This is a genomic window from Rosenbergiella metrosideri (assembly GCF_022602565.1).
GTDB classification, from domain to species: Bacteria; Pseudomonadota; Gammaproteobacteria; order Enterobacterales; family Enterobacteriaceae; genus Rosenbergiella; species Rosenbergiella metrosideri.
Genome location: NZ_JALBCV010000001.1, coordinates 477,461 through 491,119, shown reverse-complemented (window position 1 = coordinate 491,119; position 13,659 = coordinate 477,461). Strand labels below are relative to the sequence as shown.

At 46.3% G+C, this 13,659-nt stretch carries 12 protein-coding genes and 1 pseudogene; 6 read left to right on the top strand and 7 right to left on the bottom strand.

Features of this window, described 5'->3' with window-relative positions; all coding sequences use genetic code 11:
- On the top strand, positions 1-489 hold a 489-nt coding region (locus MKR94_RS02435; protein WP_277755570.1), incomplete at its 5' end, for a ribonuclease domain-containing protein.
- A complete protein-coding gene (locus MKR94_RS02430; protein ID WP_241645287.1) occupies positions 486-782 on the top strand; it encodes a barstar family protein in 297 nt (98 codons plus the stop codon). The genes MKR94_RS02435 and MKR94_RS02430, both read left to right, overlap by 4 nt.
- Positions 783-824: 42 nt before the next feature.
- On the opposite strand, the gene MKR94_RS02425 is transcribed toward MKR94_RS02430, so the two are convergent.
- Positions 825-1,064 (bottom strand): SymE family type I addiction module toxin, encoded by a 240-nt coding sequence (locus tag MKR94_RS02425; protein ID WP_241645285.1) that lies wholly within the window; start codon positions 1,062-1,064, stop codon positions 825-827.
- 39 nt (positions 1,065-1,103) lie between these two features.
- Here MKR94_RS02425 and MKR94_RS02420 point away from each other — a divergent pair, with 39 nt between their 5' ends.
- The 3 genes from MKR94_RS02420 to MKR94_RS02410 all read left to right on the top strand — a co-directional run bounded on the left by MKR94_RS02420 (position 1,104) and on the right by MKR94_RS02410 (position 3,599).
- Positions 1,104-2,108 carry a VENN motif pre-toxin domain-containing protein gene (locus MKR94_RS02420; RefSeq protein ID WP_241645284.1) on the top strand — a complete coding sequence of 335 codons (1,005 nt, stop codon included), beginning with the start codon at positions 1,104-1,106 and terminating at the stop codon, positions 2,106-2,108.
- The gene (locus MKR94_RS02415; protein WP_241645283.1) at positions 2,108-2,608 is read left to right on the top strand and encodes an immunity 42 family protein; all 501 of its coding nucleotides are present in this window, start codon (positions 2,108-2,110) and stop codon (positions 2,606-2,608) included. The genes MKR94_RS02420 and MKR94_RS02415 overlap by 1 nt, the downstream gene beginning before the upstream one ends.
- Positions 2,609-2,990: 382 nt before the next feature.
- The gene (locus MKR94_RS02410) at positions 2,991-3,599 is read left to right on the top strand and encodes a hypothetical protein (RefSeq protein WP_241645282.1); all 609 of its coding nucleotides are present in this window, start codon (positions 2,991-2,993) and stop codon (positions 3,597-3,599) included.
- 231 nt (positions 3,600-3,830) lie between these two features.
- On the opposite strand, the gene MKR94_RS02405 is transcribed toward MKR94_RS02410, so the two are convergent.
- The 6 genes from MKR94_RS02405 to MKR94_RS02380 are packed head-to-tail and all read right to left on the bottom strand — an operon-like array spanning position 3,831 to position 11,312.
- Positions 3,831-5,246, bottom strand: a complete 1,416-nt coding sequence (locus MKR94_RS02405; protein ID WP_422047486.1) for an amino acid permease — start codon at positions 5,244-5,246, stop codon at positions 3,831-3,833.
- A 13-nt stretch (positions 5,247-5,259) separates the two neighbouring features.
- Entirely contained in the window at positions 5,260-6,243 is a 984-nt protein-coding gene (astE, locus tag MKR94_RS02400; RefSeq protein ID WP_241645281.1) for a succinylglutamate desuccinylase, read from the bottom strand.
- Positions 6,244-6,253: 10 nt separating this feature from the next.
- Positions 6,254-7,594: an N-succinylarginine dihydrolase gene (gene astB / locus MKR94_RS02395; RefSeq protein WP_241645280.1), complete on the bottom strand. Its 1,341-nt coding sequence runs from the start codon at positions 7,592-7,594 to the stop codon at positions 6,254-6,256.
- 11 nt (positions 7,595-7,605) lie between these two features.
- Positions 7,606-9,087, bottom strand: coding sequence for a succinylglutamate-semialdehyde dehydrogenase (gene astD / locus MKR94_RS02390; RefSeq protein ID WP_241645278.1), 1,482 nt, complete (start codon positions 9,085-9,087; stop codon positions 7,606-7,608).
- On the bottom strand, positions 9,084-10,091 hold the full coding sequence (gene astA / locus MKR94_RS02385; RefSeq protein WP_241645277.1) for an arginine N-succinyltransferase: 1,008 nt from the start codon (positions 10,089-10,091) through the stop codon (positions 9,084-9,086). Before astA ends, astD begins: the two co-directional genes overlap by 4 nt.
- Positions 10,092-10,100: 9 nt before the next feature.
- Positions 10,101-11,312 carry a bifunctional succinylornithine transaminase/acetylornithine transaminase gene (locus MKR94_RS02380; RefSeq protein WP_241645307.1) on the bottom strand — a complete coding sequence of 404 codons (1,212 nt, stop codon included), beginning with the start codon at positions 11,310-11,312 and terminating at the stop codon, positions 10,101-10,103.
- Between the two features lie 953 nt (positions 11,313-12,265).
- Between MKR94_RS02380 and MKR94_RS02375 the strand changes: the two are divergent.
- A pseudogene (locus tag MKR94_RS02375) lies at positions 12,266-13,632 on the top strand (glycoside-pentoside-hexuronide (GPH):cation symporter).
- Positions 13,633-13,659: the final 27 nt, after the last annotated feature.

Sequence of the window (13,659 nt, the reverse complement as noted above, 5' to 3'; positions counted from 1 at the left end):
ATAGTGCCTGGAGGAGTCGGTGCAGGTGGCGCAGTTGGGATAGGTAAGACAGCGGCTGAAGCCACGGCAGCGAAAGCAGAGGTTGAGGTGGCTAATGCGGCACATAACGCTGCAAATTATTCCAGGCTGAAAATGGATTTGAAAACCACCCAGGCAGCAAACGAAGTGGTTGAAAGTTTACGTACTACTGGTAATTTGCCAACAAACTACGTTACAAAACAGTATGCTATGGAAAATGGCTGGAAATCAGGAAAAGCTTTGAATAATAGTGTTCCGGGCGGGCAAATCGGTGGTGATGTATTTAGAGATGCAGATAATGTATTGCCGTCTGCACCAGGACGAGTTTGGCGGGAGGCTGATATTGGAATAGATGGTACAATGTCCAGAGGTAACCAGCCAGGAACACGTTTGCTATATTCGAGCGATGGACTTCTTTATATCACAACAGACCACTACAAAACGGCTACTTCAGTAGGAACATGGAAATGATGGATCGTGAAATAATACTGGATGGGAATCGTGTTCAATCTACAGACGACTTTCATGATCTATTGTCCCAGATATTGGACTTTGGTCCTTATTATGGGCGGAATCTTAATGCGCTGTGGGATCGTCTAAGCACGGATGTTGAAAGACCGATTAAAATTATTTGGTTAAACTCTGAATTATCAAAGAAATATCTTGGTGAATATTTTGATAAGATCATTCAAATTTTCGAGGAAACTAGACAACAGGACATTAAGTTCAACTGGGATGAGAAATTTGACTATGTGTTGAAATAATAAAAATCTCGCCCTTTATCTGGCGGATTTTTTACCAGTAGTTCACTCAGTTATTAGCTGTAGGATTAGTTGCCCATGTTCAACCGCCACAATAACTGATGTATCGGTCTCAAACCCCGTCTCTGCCAGCCAATTACCCTTCAGATCTAGGCAGGGGTAGCGGCTGTAATAATGGCTCATATGTGCCTTGTGGTCGTAGTGACGCATGCGCACATAACCCACTTTCAGCGGCCGTAACGTTTTGGAAATACTCACGTCTGGCTTAGTATTGTGCACAAACATAATCAACTCCTTGAGAGTTAGTTATGGTAAGGGCTGTTGGTGTTAGCGCACCCTCAGCCTGTGCTAAAAAATCCTTCTGAGCTTAGTGAAGATGAGAAACAAAAAGTCAGTGCCTTAGCCAGTTTAGCCGCAGGATTAGCGGGCGGACTGGTGGGTGGCGATACGGCAAGTGCAGTATCAGGAATGCAGACCGGGAAGGTGACGGTTGAGAATAATAATTTATCAGCCGTCGCACGACTCGGCGTTACAGCATGTGCTGAAGTCGCCACATGTCGAAATATGGTCGTGGAGAAAGGTCTCGGTGCATTACTGGGTATTGGAACAGCAAAAACCGCACTAGACAATCTTTCCTCCTCTGAACGGGATTATGTCTTTAGCGTAGCAATGTCCGGCAAGGCTGATCTGATAGAACGACTAACCCCGGAACAACGGGCTGCCTATAATTATATGGTAGGGCAGGATCAGAAAGGTTTAATCACCATCTTCCCACAACCGGACAGAGAGCTAACAGGTGGTAAACTGGTTAATCCTGTACAAGAGCAGAATAAAGGCACCACGCTGACCACACCGGATAATACTGGGCAACAGGGTGCAATGAATACTGCGAATACTGATGGCGTACCGGAAACTGGAGGAAATACCACAGTCACTCCGATCCCTGACGGACCGGGTCTGGATGATTTGGCTCATTTAGCTGAAGGTAGAGATAACAGATTGCCTATCCCAGAGGCGACCGTGGCAAGCAATGGATTAAAAGTTGAATCAAATACTAAACATACTCCTGGCGCTCAAGGGTTTAGGCCGAATACCGGAGTTGAGCCAAGAAACTCTTTAGATCTATTTGAGCACTCAATTGCAACGAAAGATCCGAAAGTAAGATTATCTATTGATAGCGATGGAAATATTCATAGGTTCTTCAATACCAGCAAAGATGGTACAGGCACATTCCACTGGAGTGGAAGCACTGGCGGTGGAAAAAATTCACTAGGTAATAGAGAACTGGGATCTTTCAACAAAGAAATTAAAGAATTAAAGGGGAAATAATGATTTTTGGCCAACCTTTTGAATTTGCTGTTTTTTATGAGTTATTGGAAAAAACAGATGATGAATATTGGAAATATGGAGTCTTCATTTTTTTTATCGAAGATGAAATATATCCAGCGAAAGGATCAAATTATACATTATCTATGGCTATGGATTATCTAAAAGACAGTTATCAAGAGGTAATAGATAGTCAAGATGGAGGGTTAGATATGTCAATAGCAGACCATGTTTTATTAAAAACATTGGCTCATTCACATGGAATGCTGCTTGATAATGACCCTGAAGATCTGGAGCTTCCTGACTCAGATAAAATAGGGGTTTTTTTAAGCCCCCTTGAGATCGCTGATACAGGATTTTATCTATTTTATTATGCATGTAGTAATAAAGCAGAATATCTAATATATAGCTCGGATTATGGTAATACAGCCAAAAGAGCCGTTTTAAATAAGGGCACTGTCAGCGGTATATTGGCACAACTTCCAAGTAAAGAAGCGATATAAAAGTATTCTGAGAAATCTCCGTTGCATCAGGACTTTTGCCGGAGTTTTGGAAAAGAAACCGGACAGTAAAAAATGATGAAAAGTCTCATAGTACTAGTAAAGTTTTTTTTACTGATTGAATTGGCATTGAGTTTTATTGTCGTTACTTTTTTCTTCTTTTTTGAAGGGTTGAATTATTTAGCTGAAGGCGTCTTTTATTTTGATAACTTATGGCATTGGTTAAAGGGCGCTTCTTTTGGAGCGATACCTGCAAGTCTCGTTTACTGGTTTGCCTACCACTTTTTACCTTTATTTAAGAGGTGATATCTATTTATGAATTAACGTCAGGATCTCAGCCTTCAATGATTGGTATTTTTTAGTTGAGAATAATAATTTATTAGCCGTGGCACGACTCGGCGTTACAGCATGTGCTGAAGTCGCCACATGTCGAAATATGGTCGTGGAGAAAGGACTCGGTGCATTACTGGGTATTGGAGCAGCAAAAACAGCGCTAGACAACCTTTCGTCATCTGAACGGGATTATGTCTTTAGCGTAGCAATGTCCGGCAAGGCCGATCTGATAGAACGATTAACCCCGGAACAACGGGCTGCCTATAATTATAAGGTAGGGCAGGATCAACAAGGCTTAATCACTGTCTTCCCGAAACCGGATAGAGAACTGACAGACAGTAAGTTGATTAATCCGGGTCATAGCGACCAACAAGGGCTAGTCAATACGGGTAACAATCAGCCGTTAGAATCAGGTCCGACTCATACAGGTAATAGTGATGGTTTAGTCAATACGGGTGGAACGAGTACGGCGACTCCTATCCCGGATGGACCCAGTAAGGATGATTTGGCTTATCAATCTATATGTGGGCGTATTGTGCGCACTCTCGCGCACAGCGCTACACTCCACGGTAACACGTTAGTACGTCCAGCCCTGCTCACAACTCACTACAACCTTCCTGCCCGTCTCAAATACCAGCTCCCCCCATCTAGTAACCTTTAAGAATCATTGATAGTGAAGGCCGATGTTTATTATGATGCTGGACATCCCACGGTATCACGCTTTGATTGAGGGTGGGCATCTCTCTCTCTGACTTGTTAGCAATGGATTAGCAATAGCCGGTAATAAAGTGCGAATCGACCCTTTAACGGCTCCTTCCGTAGCGAATAAGGGCAGGCCAAAAAAAAGTAAAAAGCCGTATTTAAAGATTTACATTTTGAGGGCTGAGGCCCATTAGCGCATAGTACTGGCAGCCCGTTGTTTGAATCGCCAAATAGCCCATAATGTGAGAAACCACAGTGGAGAGATTGCGACGGCTTTCAACGTGTCTTCATCGAAAAACATCATCACCACCGCCAGTAGGAAAAATAAAAGGGTTAACCAAGCCATGGGTCTACCTCCTACCATTTTGAATTGCGATTGCTGATGTAAATCGTCTCGACGTTTGCGATAGACCAAGTAAGCTGCAAGGATCATTCCCCAGCTAAAGATAACCAGGATTGCCGCTAAGGTAGAAATAATGGTAAACAGCGTCACGACATTGGGGATAAAAAATAACAATAAGGTCCCACTGAGCATACACAAACATGAAAAGAACAGGCTTCTAACTGGAATTCGTGTCACGCGCGATAGAATACGAAATTGCCAATGGGCATGTTTATCGATAGATAAACCATACAGCATTCGTGTACTGGAATAGACACCACTGTTGGCAGAGGAGATGGCGGCGCTCAGTGCGACAAAATTAATGATCGCCGCCGCGGCAGGTAATCCGGCTTTAGCAAATAATGTCACGAAAGGGCTGACATCGGGTGAGACGTGTTGCCAAGTGGTAACCGAAATAATCACCGCCATCGATAGCAGATAGAAAATAATCACGCGGATAGGCAGTGCATTAATGGCGCGGGGCAAAATTCGCTCAGGGGTTTTGGTTTCGGCCGTCATCGTTCCCAATAATTCGATACCCGTGAATGAAAAAATAGCAATCTGAAATCCAGCAAAAAAGCCGCCGATACCATAGGGTAACAGGGTTGAGGGATCGACCAGATGCCGTAATGACGCAGTCACCCCATCGGGTGATTGCCAACCGACCAGGATCATGTAGCCCCCCATCCCTATTAACGCAATAATGGTGATGACTTTGATTAACGCAAACCAGAATTCGGTCTCTGCAAACATTTTTACGGATAATAAATTTAATAAACAGAGGAATAGCAAGGTGGTCAGCGCTGGCCCCCATGCGGGCAGGTCAGGGAACCAATATTGTACATAGCCTCCGCACACGACAACATCGGCGATGCAAGTGACAATCCAGCTTAGCCAATAGCTCCAGCCGAGAAAAAAACTCGCTTGAGGGCCTAAGTAATCCCTGACAAAGTCGGCGAAAGAGAGATAACCTTGTTTGGAGAGTAACACTTCACCCATTGCTCTCATCACCATAAAACTAAAAAAGCCGACAATAAGGTAAATCAGTAATATTGAAGAACCGGCCATATGAATACTCTGGCCTGCTCCCATAAATAGCCCAGTGCCGATTGCCCCTCCTAAGGCGATCATTTGAATATGGCGTCCGCTCAAACTTCGGTGCAGCGTCGTAGTCGATGGGGTTGCCGAGTGTTGTTGATGAGGTAGATGCAGAGAAGAGGGCATGGACCATCCTTAATTATGACAGATGCAAATCTGTAACCTGTTCTAACAATAAGCAGGCACGCTGACCCACCGCGACGGTTGCATTGGGAAAAAGCAAATAGTGAGCAGGCTCCTCAACTTGCCAGGTTTTTGACGGTTGTTCCGCTAACAGATAACCGGCAGCAAGTTTCGTAAAATTCTTAATTTCTTCGGGCAGATACAGCTGGAAGTGCTGATCGCCTCGAATCACACTCGTTCTTACCGTGAAATGCAGCAGACGCTTGTGCTGATACTGAGGAAGAGGACGGTTATTGATAAACGCTTCTATCGCTTGAAAAATAGACGACGAGTCGTTGAGATTGTTTTCACCAAACTTCTGCACTTTTCCCAGTTCCAACGTCACGCTCTCAGCGCCATGCTCCGCGGCGGTATAGTGGGAAAACGTGGAGCCTGGCTCAGTATGCTGAACGAGTGCATCGAGGTTGCCACTCGCTATTAACCTTAGTAACACAGAAGAAACCTGCGGCTGGACGGCAGGAATAAGCGCAAATTTCGGGTAATGCGATTCGCGAATCGCGGTATGCATATCGAGGTGGTAACGAGGTACGGCATCCGCTGCACCGCTGCGTAGATAAAAGTCGCTGACCTGTTTTTCTATTTCAGCCACACGCCGCGCCTCATCTCCGTCAATACCCCGATGCTTCCCACAAAATAGCCGGTTCATATCATAGTCAAGATAACGCCTTGCTTTCTGCATGGCGGGTATATTGGCAAAAATGAACAATAAAGCATGGCCTTGATAATCAGATTGGTTGACTACGTTCTGCATAAGTCGTAACAGCTGTTCAATCGGTGCTGTCTCGTTACCGTGGATCCCGGCAGACAGTACGGTCGCTTGTTGCCATCCGCATCGGGGGAGCAATTGAAGAATTCCGTCGCCCAACCAAGTCGCTGTAAAATTGGCAGTGATAGTCAGCGACGAAAGCTGGTGCTGCAAAAGTTTTTCTACCAGAGACATGACCTTCTCCTCAGCGTTGGAATGCATAAACCGAACCTAACGATAACAGTTTTGTTAGCGCATCCAGTGCGGTGTGCACTTCGTCAATCAGTTGTGGGTCAGCAAGGTCCTGAATCGAGAACCGGTCACGATAATACGTGTTAACCCACGTCACTAATGCGTCATAACGCGCTTGTGTCATCAAGCTATGTGGGTTGACGGCATTGAGCTCACTAGCATTTAAGGCAACCCGCAATCGTAAACAAGCAGGGCCTCCGCCGTTACGCATACTCTCGCGTAAATCGAATGACGTGATGGCGCGGATTGGCGTCTGTTGACTCTCGACTAAAGTCTGTAAATAGGCCCAGACGTTCTCTTTTTGGCGACATTCCTCAGGGACAATCAGCGACATTTCCCCGTCAGCAGTGGTCAACAATTGGCTATTAAATAAATAACTGGCGACGGCGTCTTCGACGGATACCGCCGCTTGGGGCACTTCAATCCCTTGAAAATCGATAGCCAGTCGGTGGCAGGCGCGCTGGAGATCGGCGAATAATGCCTTGCTATGCACAAAGGCCTGTTGATGGTAGAAAAAAACATTTTGATTACTGACCGCAATGACGTCGTTATGGAAAACCCCTTGGTCGATCACTGCTGGGTTCTGTTGAGCAAAAAAGGTATTTTCTGACGAGAGTCGATGCAAACGAGCAATGGCCTCGCTGGCTTCGCGTGTCTGGCGAGCGGGATAACGTTGCGGTTGTAACGCATTGCTCGTTGCCTGGCGGCCGTAAACAAAGAGTTGAATACCAGGCTGGTCATATTCAGCACAAAAACGATTATGATTAGCGGCTCCCTCATCGCCGAAATCGCTATGCGAGGGTAGCGACTCATGGTGGGCAAAATAATCAGGATTGTTGAAGGTTGCCCGCAGAATATCGCCAGTAATGGCGGCTTCATGATGACGGTGCAGCTTATTGTTAAGATTTGCCACGGTAAAATGGACACGGTGGTCAAGGCTATCCGCAGAAGGTGAAACAGTCGCCGCATTGGCCGTCCACATGGAGGAGGCAGAGCTGAAAGCCGAGAGTAAAAAGGGGTGCTTAGCCGCTTCAGCGATAATGGTCGCGGGAGAACCCTGAAAACCGATCTGACGTAAAATATCAAGGTTAGGTCGGGGTTGAGGAGGCAGTATCCCTTGGATAAAGCCCATATCTGACAAGGCTTTCATTTTTTTCAAGCCTTGCAGGGCGGCCTGCTTAGGATTCGAGTATTGATGCTTATTAGTGAGGGAGGCTTCATTGCCAACGGATAGCCCTGCATAGTGGTGAGTCGGGCCGACCAAACCATCAAAATTCGCTTCTATTCCTGACATAGGTTTTCTCTTTAATCGTTGAAGGTTGGAAGACCCGGCAATGTTGTTGCAGGGGGCGTTAGCTGATCGCTGATTAAGGAGGCCATAGGCCACGCACAATAATCGGCGGCATAGAAGGCGGAAGGGCGATGATTTCCAGACGCGCCAATCCCACCAAAGGGGGCGGAACTTGAAGCGCCCGTGAGCGGTTTATTCCAATTCACTATTCCCGCGCGGGCGAAGCGCTGCAATTGGTCGAACTGTGCTTGATGGCCGGAAATCAGTCCGATAGCCAGCCCGAAGCGGGTGCGGTTAGCCAGTTCAATCGCGTCGTCGAACGTCTGATAGCGAATTACGCTAAGGAGAGGGCCAAAATACTCTTCATCGGGTGCGTCAATGTCGGTGATATCAATAATACCCGGTGTAACCAGACTGGCAGTTGGCGTCGGCTGCGTGAGGGGTAATAGTGTGGTGGCCCCTAAGTTGAGGAGGTGCTGCTGAGCAGCCAGTAATTGCGAAGCGGCTGCCAATGAAATCACGCCCCCCATAAAAGGTTCCGGATGCTGTTGCCAATCGCCAACGGTAATAGCTTGCGTGGCAGACACTAATGCGCGAAGTAATCGGTCGCCTTGTGGCCCCACTTTGACCAACAGACGTCTGGCGCAGGTACAGCGTTGTCCTGCAGAGAGGAAAGCCGACTGTAGGATAAGGTTGATCGCCGCGGCAATATTTGGGGTATCAACATCCTCTACAATCAGTGCATTATTGCCTCCCATCTCCAAGGCGAGCATCTTTTCGGGGTGTCCGGCTAACAGTTTATGTAGGTGAAACCCGGTATTGGCACTGCCGGTGAACAATACCCCATCAAGCTGCATCGTATTCAGCAAGGCCTGTCCGGTGGTTTTATCTCCTTGAACGAGATTCAATACCCCGGCCGGTAACCCTGCTTGTTGCCAGAGTTTGACGGTAAATTCAGCCGTCAATGGGGTGAGTTCGCTGGGTTTAAACACCACGGTATTCCCCGCGATCAGGGCAGGAATGATATGGCCGTTGGGCAGGTGGCCGGGGAAGTTGTAGGGGCCAAAGACGGCCATTACGCCGTGGGGTTTATGTCTGAGCTCTGCAGAGCCCCCCGCGACAGGCAGTTGATGAGTCCCTGTACGTTGATGCCAAGCTTTTTCAGAAATTTCAGCTTTGGCAATCATGGATTGAACTTCTGTACGAGTCTCCCATAAAGGTTTACTGGTATCGAGTGAAATAATTCGAGCGAGTGCTTCCTTTTGATCTGTCAGTAGGTTAACAAAACGGTGAATAACCTCCAGACGCTGCTCGAGCGATCGCTGAGACCAGATGTAAAAGGCGTTGCGTGCTGCCTGACAGGCTAAATCGACCTGTTCTTCGGTGGCGAGCGACCCTCGCCAAATAATGTCTTGTGTCAATGGATTACGTTTGACCAGCTCAGGCCCTTTTCCTGCCTGCCAGCGATCATCGATATAGTGTGTCGTCATAGTCATACAGCTGCCTCGCGAGGACTTAAGGGTGCAATACGTGCGTGATGTTCATCATCAAGCAAAAGGGCATCAAGATGATGCTGCGTTAACTCGCCCTCAGCTAAGACGGCGCGAAATTGGCTAAAATGGGTATTGCAGATCAGATAGCTCTGCGCATAAAAAGTAGGGAGTTGCTCAACGCTGTAGAGCTGACTCTCTTTTATGATGCGAACGTCATCCATATTGGCTTCAATGACCGGACCGGCATCGAAAATATCGACGGACCCCCGCCACCGAAACCCTTCCTTCTCGAGAATCGCTCTTGCTGGGGCGGTATTAGGATGGACTTTACCAATAACTGCCTGCGCGGCCTCCGGGAGCAATAGGGTATAAATAGGGTAGGAAGGCATCAGCTCGGCAATAAAGGTTTTCTTACCAATACCGGTTAAACGATCGGCATCGGCAAAGGGGATATCGAAAAAATGTTTACCTAATGCGTCCCAAAAAGGTGACTGGCCTTGCTCATCGACGACTCCCCGTAACTCTGCAAAAAGAGAGTGTGAAAAAGCCTCACGAAACGACGCCATAAACAGAAACCTTGCCTTGGAGAGAAGTTGTCCATAGCGATTCTTTTGATAATCGGGATCGAGAAATAGCGTACAGAGTTCACTGTGGCCTGTATGGTCATAACTTAAACTCAGTACATCGAGGTTTTTATAAATCCCGAGTTCTTTCGAGGCTTTAACAGTACGTTGTAGCCGAAAATTATAAAAAGGCTCACTGAGGCCGACTGCGACCTCGATGGCGCTAACACCGAAAACTTTTTGGGTCTCGGTATCTTCCAGTACAAAGAGGAAACCCTGATCGCTTCTCGGGAGGGTCTGATTAAAGGTATCAATACTCCGCGCTATCTTTGAGGCTAGACGGGCCTCATCGTGGGGCAACGATGTCATCCCCACGCCGACACGAGCGGACAACGCTAAAATATCCTGCAAATCTTCAGGAACGACTGGACGAAAAATAACCATAACCGCCCCCTATGCGCCGTGCACGACAAGTTCGAAGGCACGCGTCAGGCGTTCGAAGGCGATATCGATATCTTCATAGGAAATAGTTAAGGCTGGCGCGAAGCGTAAAACATCCGGTCCGGCGATCAGCACTATCACGCCTTGCTCGGCCGCATGAGTCGTTAACGCTTTGGCCTGACCCGCCCAATGAGCATTGAGTTGGGCGCCAATCAGTAGCCCTTGTCCACGGATCTCGGAAAAAACATCGAACTGTTGAGTCAGTTGCGATAACTTTTCGATGAAGTAGGTATGTCGCTGTTTCACTCCTGCTAAACAGTCTGCATTAAGTTTATCAACCACTGCCCCGGCGACGGCTGCCGCCAAGGGATTTCCCCCAAAAGTACTGCCGTGAGTACCGGGTTGGAAACTCTCCGCCCAGGCTTGTTTGGCGAGAAGCGCGCCAATAGGGAATCCTCCCCCTAATCCTTTCGCACTGGTCATTAAGTCAGGTTCTACCCCATAAGCTTGATGGGCATAGAGGTAGCCGGTTCTTCCTGCCCCCGTTTGCACCTCATCGAAAATCAGTGTCGCGTTATACTCATCGCAGAGGGCGCGTAATCCTAAAAGAAAGTCGGGGCTGGCAGGAATGACACCCCCTTCGCCAATAATCGGTTCGACGATAATGGCGCAGGTTTTTGCAGAGATTGCTGCCTTAACCGCCGCAAGGTCGTTGAAAGGCAGATGTGTGATCCCTTGTGGCAGGGGGGCATAATCTTCAGAGTATTTAGGTTGTCCACCCACTGAAACGGTAAAAAGGGTTCGACCGTGAAAAGCGTGATTAAAGGCGATGATCTCATTTTTTTCAGGACCATAGTGATCACGCGCATATTTTCTGGCCAATTTTAATGCGGCTTCGTTGGCCTCGGCGCCGGAGTTACAAAAGAAAACTTTATTAGCAAAGGTGGACTCCACTAATTTACGGGCAAGGTTGAGGACCGGCTCGTTAGTGTAACCATTACCTATGTGCCACATTTTATTCATCTGTTGTTGGAGCGCATTATGCAGGTCGGGATCATTATGGCCGAATGAATTCACCGCAATACCGCCAGCAAGATCGATATAATGTTTACCTTGCTGATCCCAAACCTGTGAACCTTCACCTTTGATGGGAATAAACTTAGCGGGTGAAAAACAGGGGATCATATATCGATCAAAGTCATCACGTGTTGTTTTAGCAGTCATCACATCCTCTCCTAAATTTTACGTGTAAATTCAGAATAAAGGCATGTAGGACCTACCCCTATTCGGTCAAGACACAGACAGCGTTTACAAGAACATTTTCTTGATGCTGCCTCGTCGACCTAAGCCCGTCAATAGAATAAAAAACGGTTTATGCAAATTATGACCCCCTTCAACATTATGAAATTATTATAAAAATCTTGATTTATGCAGTTATAAGAATAAAAAGTGCATATATATTCACATTGAGACCCTTAGTTAATTATTGAGCTTGCATCCTTATTCATAAGGAAACGATCTGGTTGATAGCAACGTAATCTTTATTCTGCAAAAATAGCTTGCAGTTATTTATAAAAAGTGTACAGGTGCAATAAAACGTTATCAGTGGATAGGGAATAAAAACAGTAACGTGCGCTATCATTATTTTAAAATTTTAGAAAAATCAGCACGCTGAATGATCAAAGAGTGTTTATAATTAAATAATATAAGGGGAGTGCTAAAAAATTAAATGCTATGAGTTTCGCCTATTTTGAAGATTGATAACTTATAGCATTGAGTGACTGTTTTTCAGAAAGAAAAGGCAAAGAACTAGGATGAAATGAATATATCAATTAACCGTATTATTTATGGGATACTTTATTATCTTGACTAAAAGATTTCTGAAAAAATCGTTTATCTCGTCGGTAGCGCCCTAGCGTTAGCAGATAATAGAGAGTCTTACATTCATCAGTATGCAGCGCTTATCTCGGCAGCGATTATGTTGCAAAAATAATTGTTACCGGCGACGACAATAATTTTTCAATCTGTTCGAGCCATCACGCTTTTCAATAAATGACCCGATTATCCATATAGATATCAGTATTATCCTGACGTTCCTTTTTTGCTAGGAAGATACACAGCGCTGTTGCAAAACCTTTAAACATCCTTAGATGCCGATCAATATGGGGATAATCCCTATGAAGGAAGGTCAATTGTCGTTCAGAGAGAAGGTTGCGTACGGCATGGGCGATGCTGGCTGCAATAATGCTTTTCCTCAACTATTTTTATACGGATAGTTTTGGCTTAACGCCAGCAATGGTGGGGATATTGCTGCTTTCGGTAAGGGTCGTTGATGCGATCATTGATCCGATGATGGGGCCATTGCTGACCGGACAACCAGCCGCTGGGGACGGTTTCGGCCCTATTTATTATGGGTGGCGTTGCCCTACGCTCTGTTTAGTGTCGTGATGTTTACCACGCCAGATTGGAGCCATAACGGTAAAATTGTCTATGCTTTTATCACGTACTTTCTTATGTCAGTGACCTACACGGCAATAAATATTCCTTATTGCTCGCTGGGCGGTGTCATTACTGCTGACCCCCATGAACGAATGGCGTGCCAATCTTATCGCTTTTTTATGGTAGGCATTGCGACGCTTATTTTATCCTCCTCGCTATTACTTTATGGCGGACTTTTTCGGTGGGGGAGATAAGGCTCGCGGCTATCAGATGCCAATGGCAGTGATGGCAATCATTGCCCTCTTTATGTTTCTATTCTGCTTCGCCTATGTCAAAGAGCGCATTGAACCGGCGATTCCCTCAAAGCATGCGCTAAAATCTGATTTAAGAGATATTTGGAAAAACGATCAATGGGTCCGCCTATCGCTGCTGACTTTTTTTAACGTCTCTCCAGGGTTTATTCGCATGGCGGCGACCCTGTACTACGTGACGTGGGTGATGGAAAAGTCGACCTCTTTAGCGAGTTTTTTTATCAGCCTTGATGTGACCGGTATGATGCTGGGAAGCGCTTTAGCGAAGCCACTTACGGATAAGTTCTGTAAAATAAAACTCTTCTGGACGAATATTATACTAAGCATTTTTTCCTTAGGCTTTTATTTCGTAGATCCTGAGGCTACCTCACTGTTTTTATGTGCCTATTTTATCCTGAATGTTTACATCAATTACCTTCACCCCTTCATTGGTCACTGCTGGCTGATGCCGATGATTACGGTGAATGGAAGACGGGCAAACGCATAACGGGGATCAGCTTTTCTGTGAATATCTTTTTTATCAAAGTTGGTTTAGCGGTGGCGGGAGCCATGGTTGGTTTCTTCTGGCGACTTATGGTTATCAGGCTGGGGCTAGCGTGCAAAGTCCTCAGGCTATTCATGGCATTGTGATGCTATTCACGCTTATTCCCGCAATGGGCTATCTGATCACGGCAGGCATTGTGCGGCTATTAAAAGTGGACCGTGAAACGATGCGAACGATTCAAGCTGACTTAGCAATTCGTCGTCATCACTATCAGGAATTAAAAAGGCCGAGTGAAGTCACGCGCCCTTAACAACCGAGTGTTAACAGGAGTTAACCC

Coding starts and splice junctions, on each gene's coding strand:
- MKR94_RS02430 (WP_241645287.1), top strand. CDS start 486: ATGATGGATCGTGAAATAATACTGGATGGGAATCGTGTTCAATCTACA.
- MKR94_RS02425 (WP_241645285.1), bottom strand. CDS start 1,064: ATGTTTGTGCACAATACTAAGCCAGACGTGAGTATTTCCAAAACGTTA.
- MKR94_RS02415 (WP_241645283.1), top strand. CDS start 2,108: ATGATTTTTGGCCAACCTTTTGAATTTGCTGTTTTTTATGAGTTATTG.
- MKR94_RS02405 (WP_422047486.1), bottom strand. CDS start 5,246: ATGCCCTCTTCTCTGCATCTACCTCATCAACAACACTCGGCAACCCCA.
- astE (WP_241645281.1), bottom strand. CDS start 6,243: ATGTCTCTGGTAGAAAAACTTTTGCAGCACCAGCTTTCGTCGCTGACT.
- astB (WP_241645280.1), bottom strand. CDS start 7,594: ATGTCAGGAATAGAAGCGAATTTTGATGGTTTGGTCGGCCCGACTCAC.
- astD (WP_241645278.1), bottom strand. CDS start 9,087: ATGACTATGACGACACACTATATCGATGATCGCTGGCAGGCAGGAAAA.
- astA (WP_241645277.1), bottom strand. CDS start 10,091: ATGGTTATTTTTCGTCCAGTCGTTCCTGAAGATTTGCAGGATATTTTA.
- MKR94_RS02380 (WP_241645307.1), bottom strand. CDS start 11,312: ATGACTGCTAAAACAACACGTGATGACTTTGATCGATATATGATCCCC.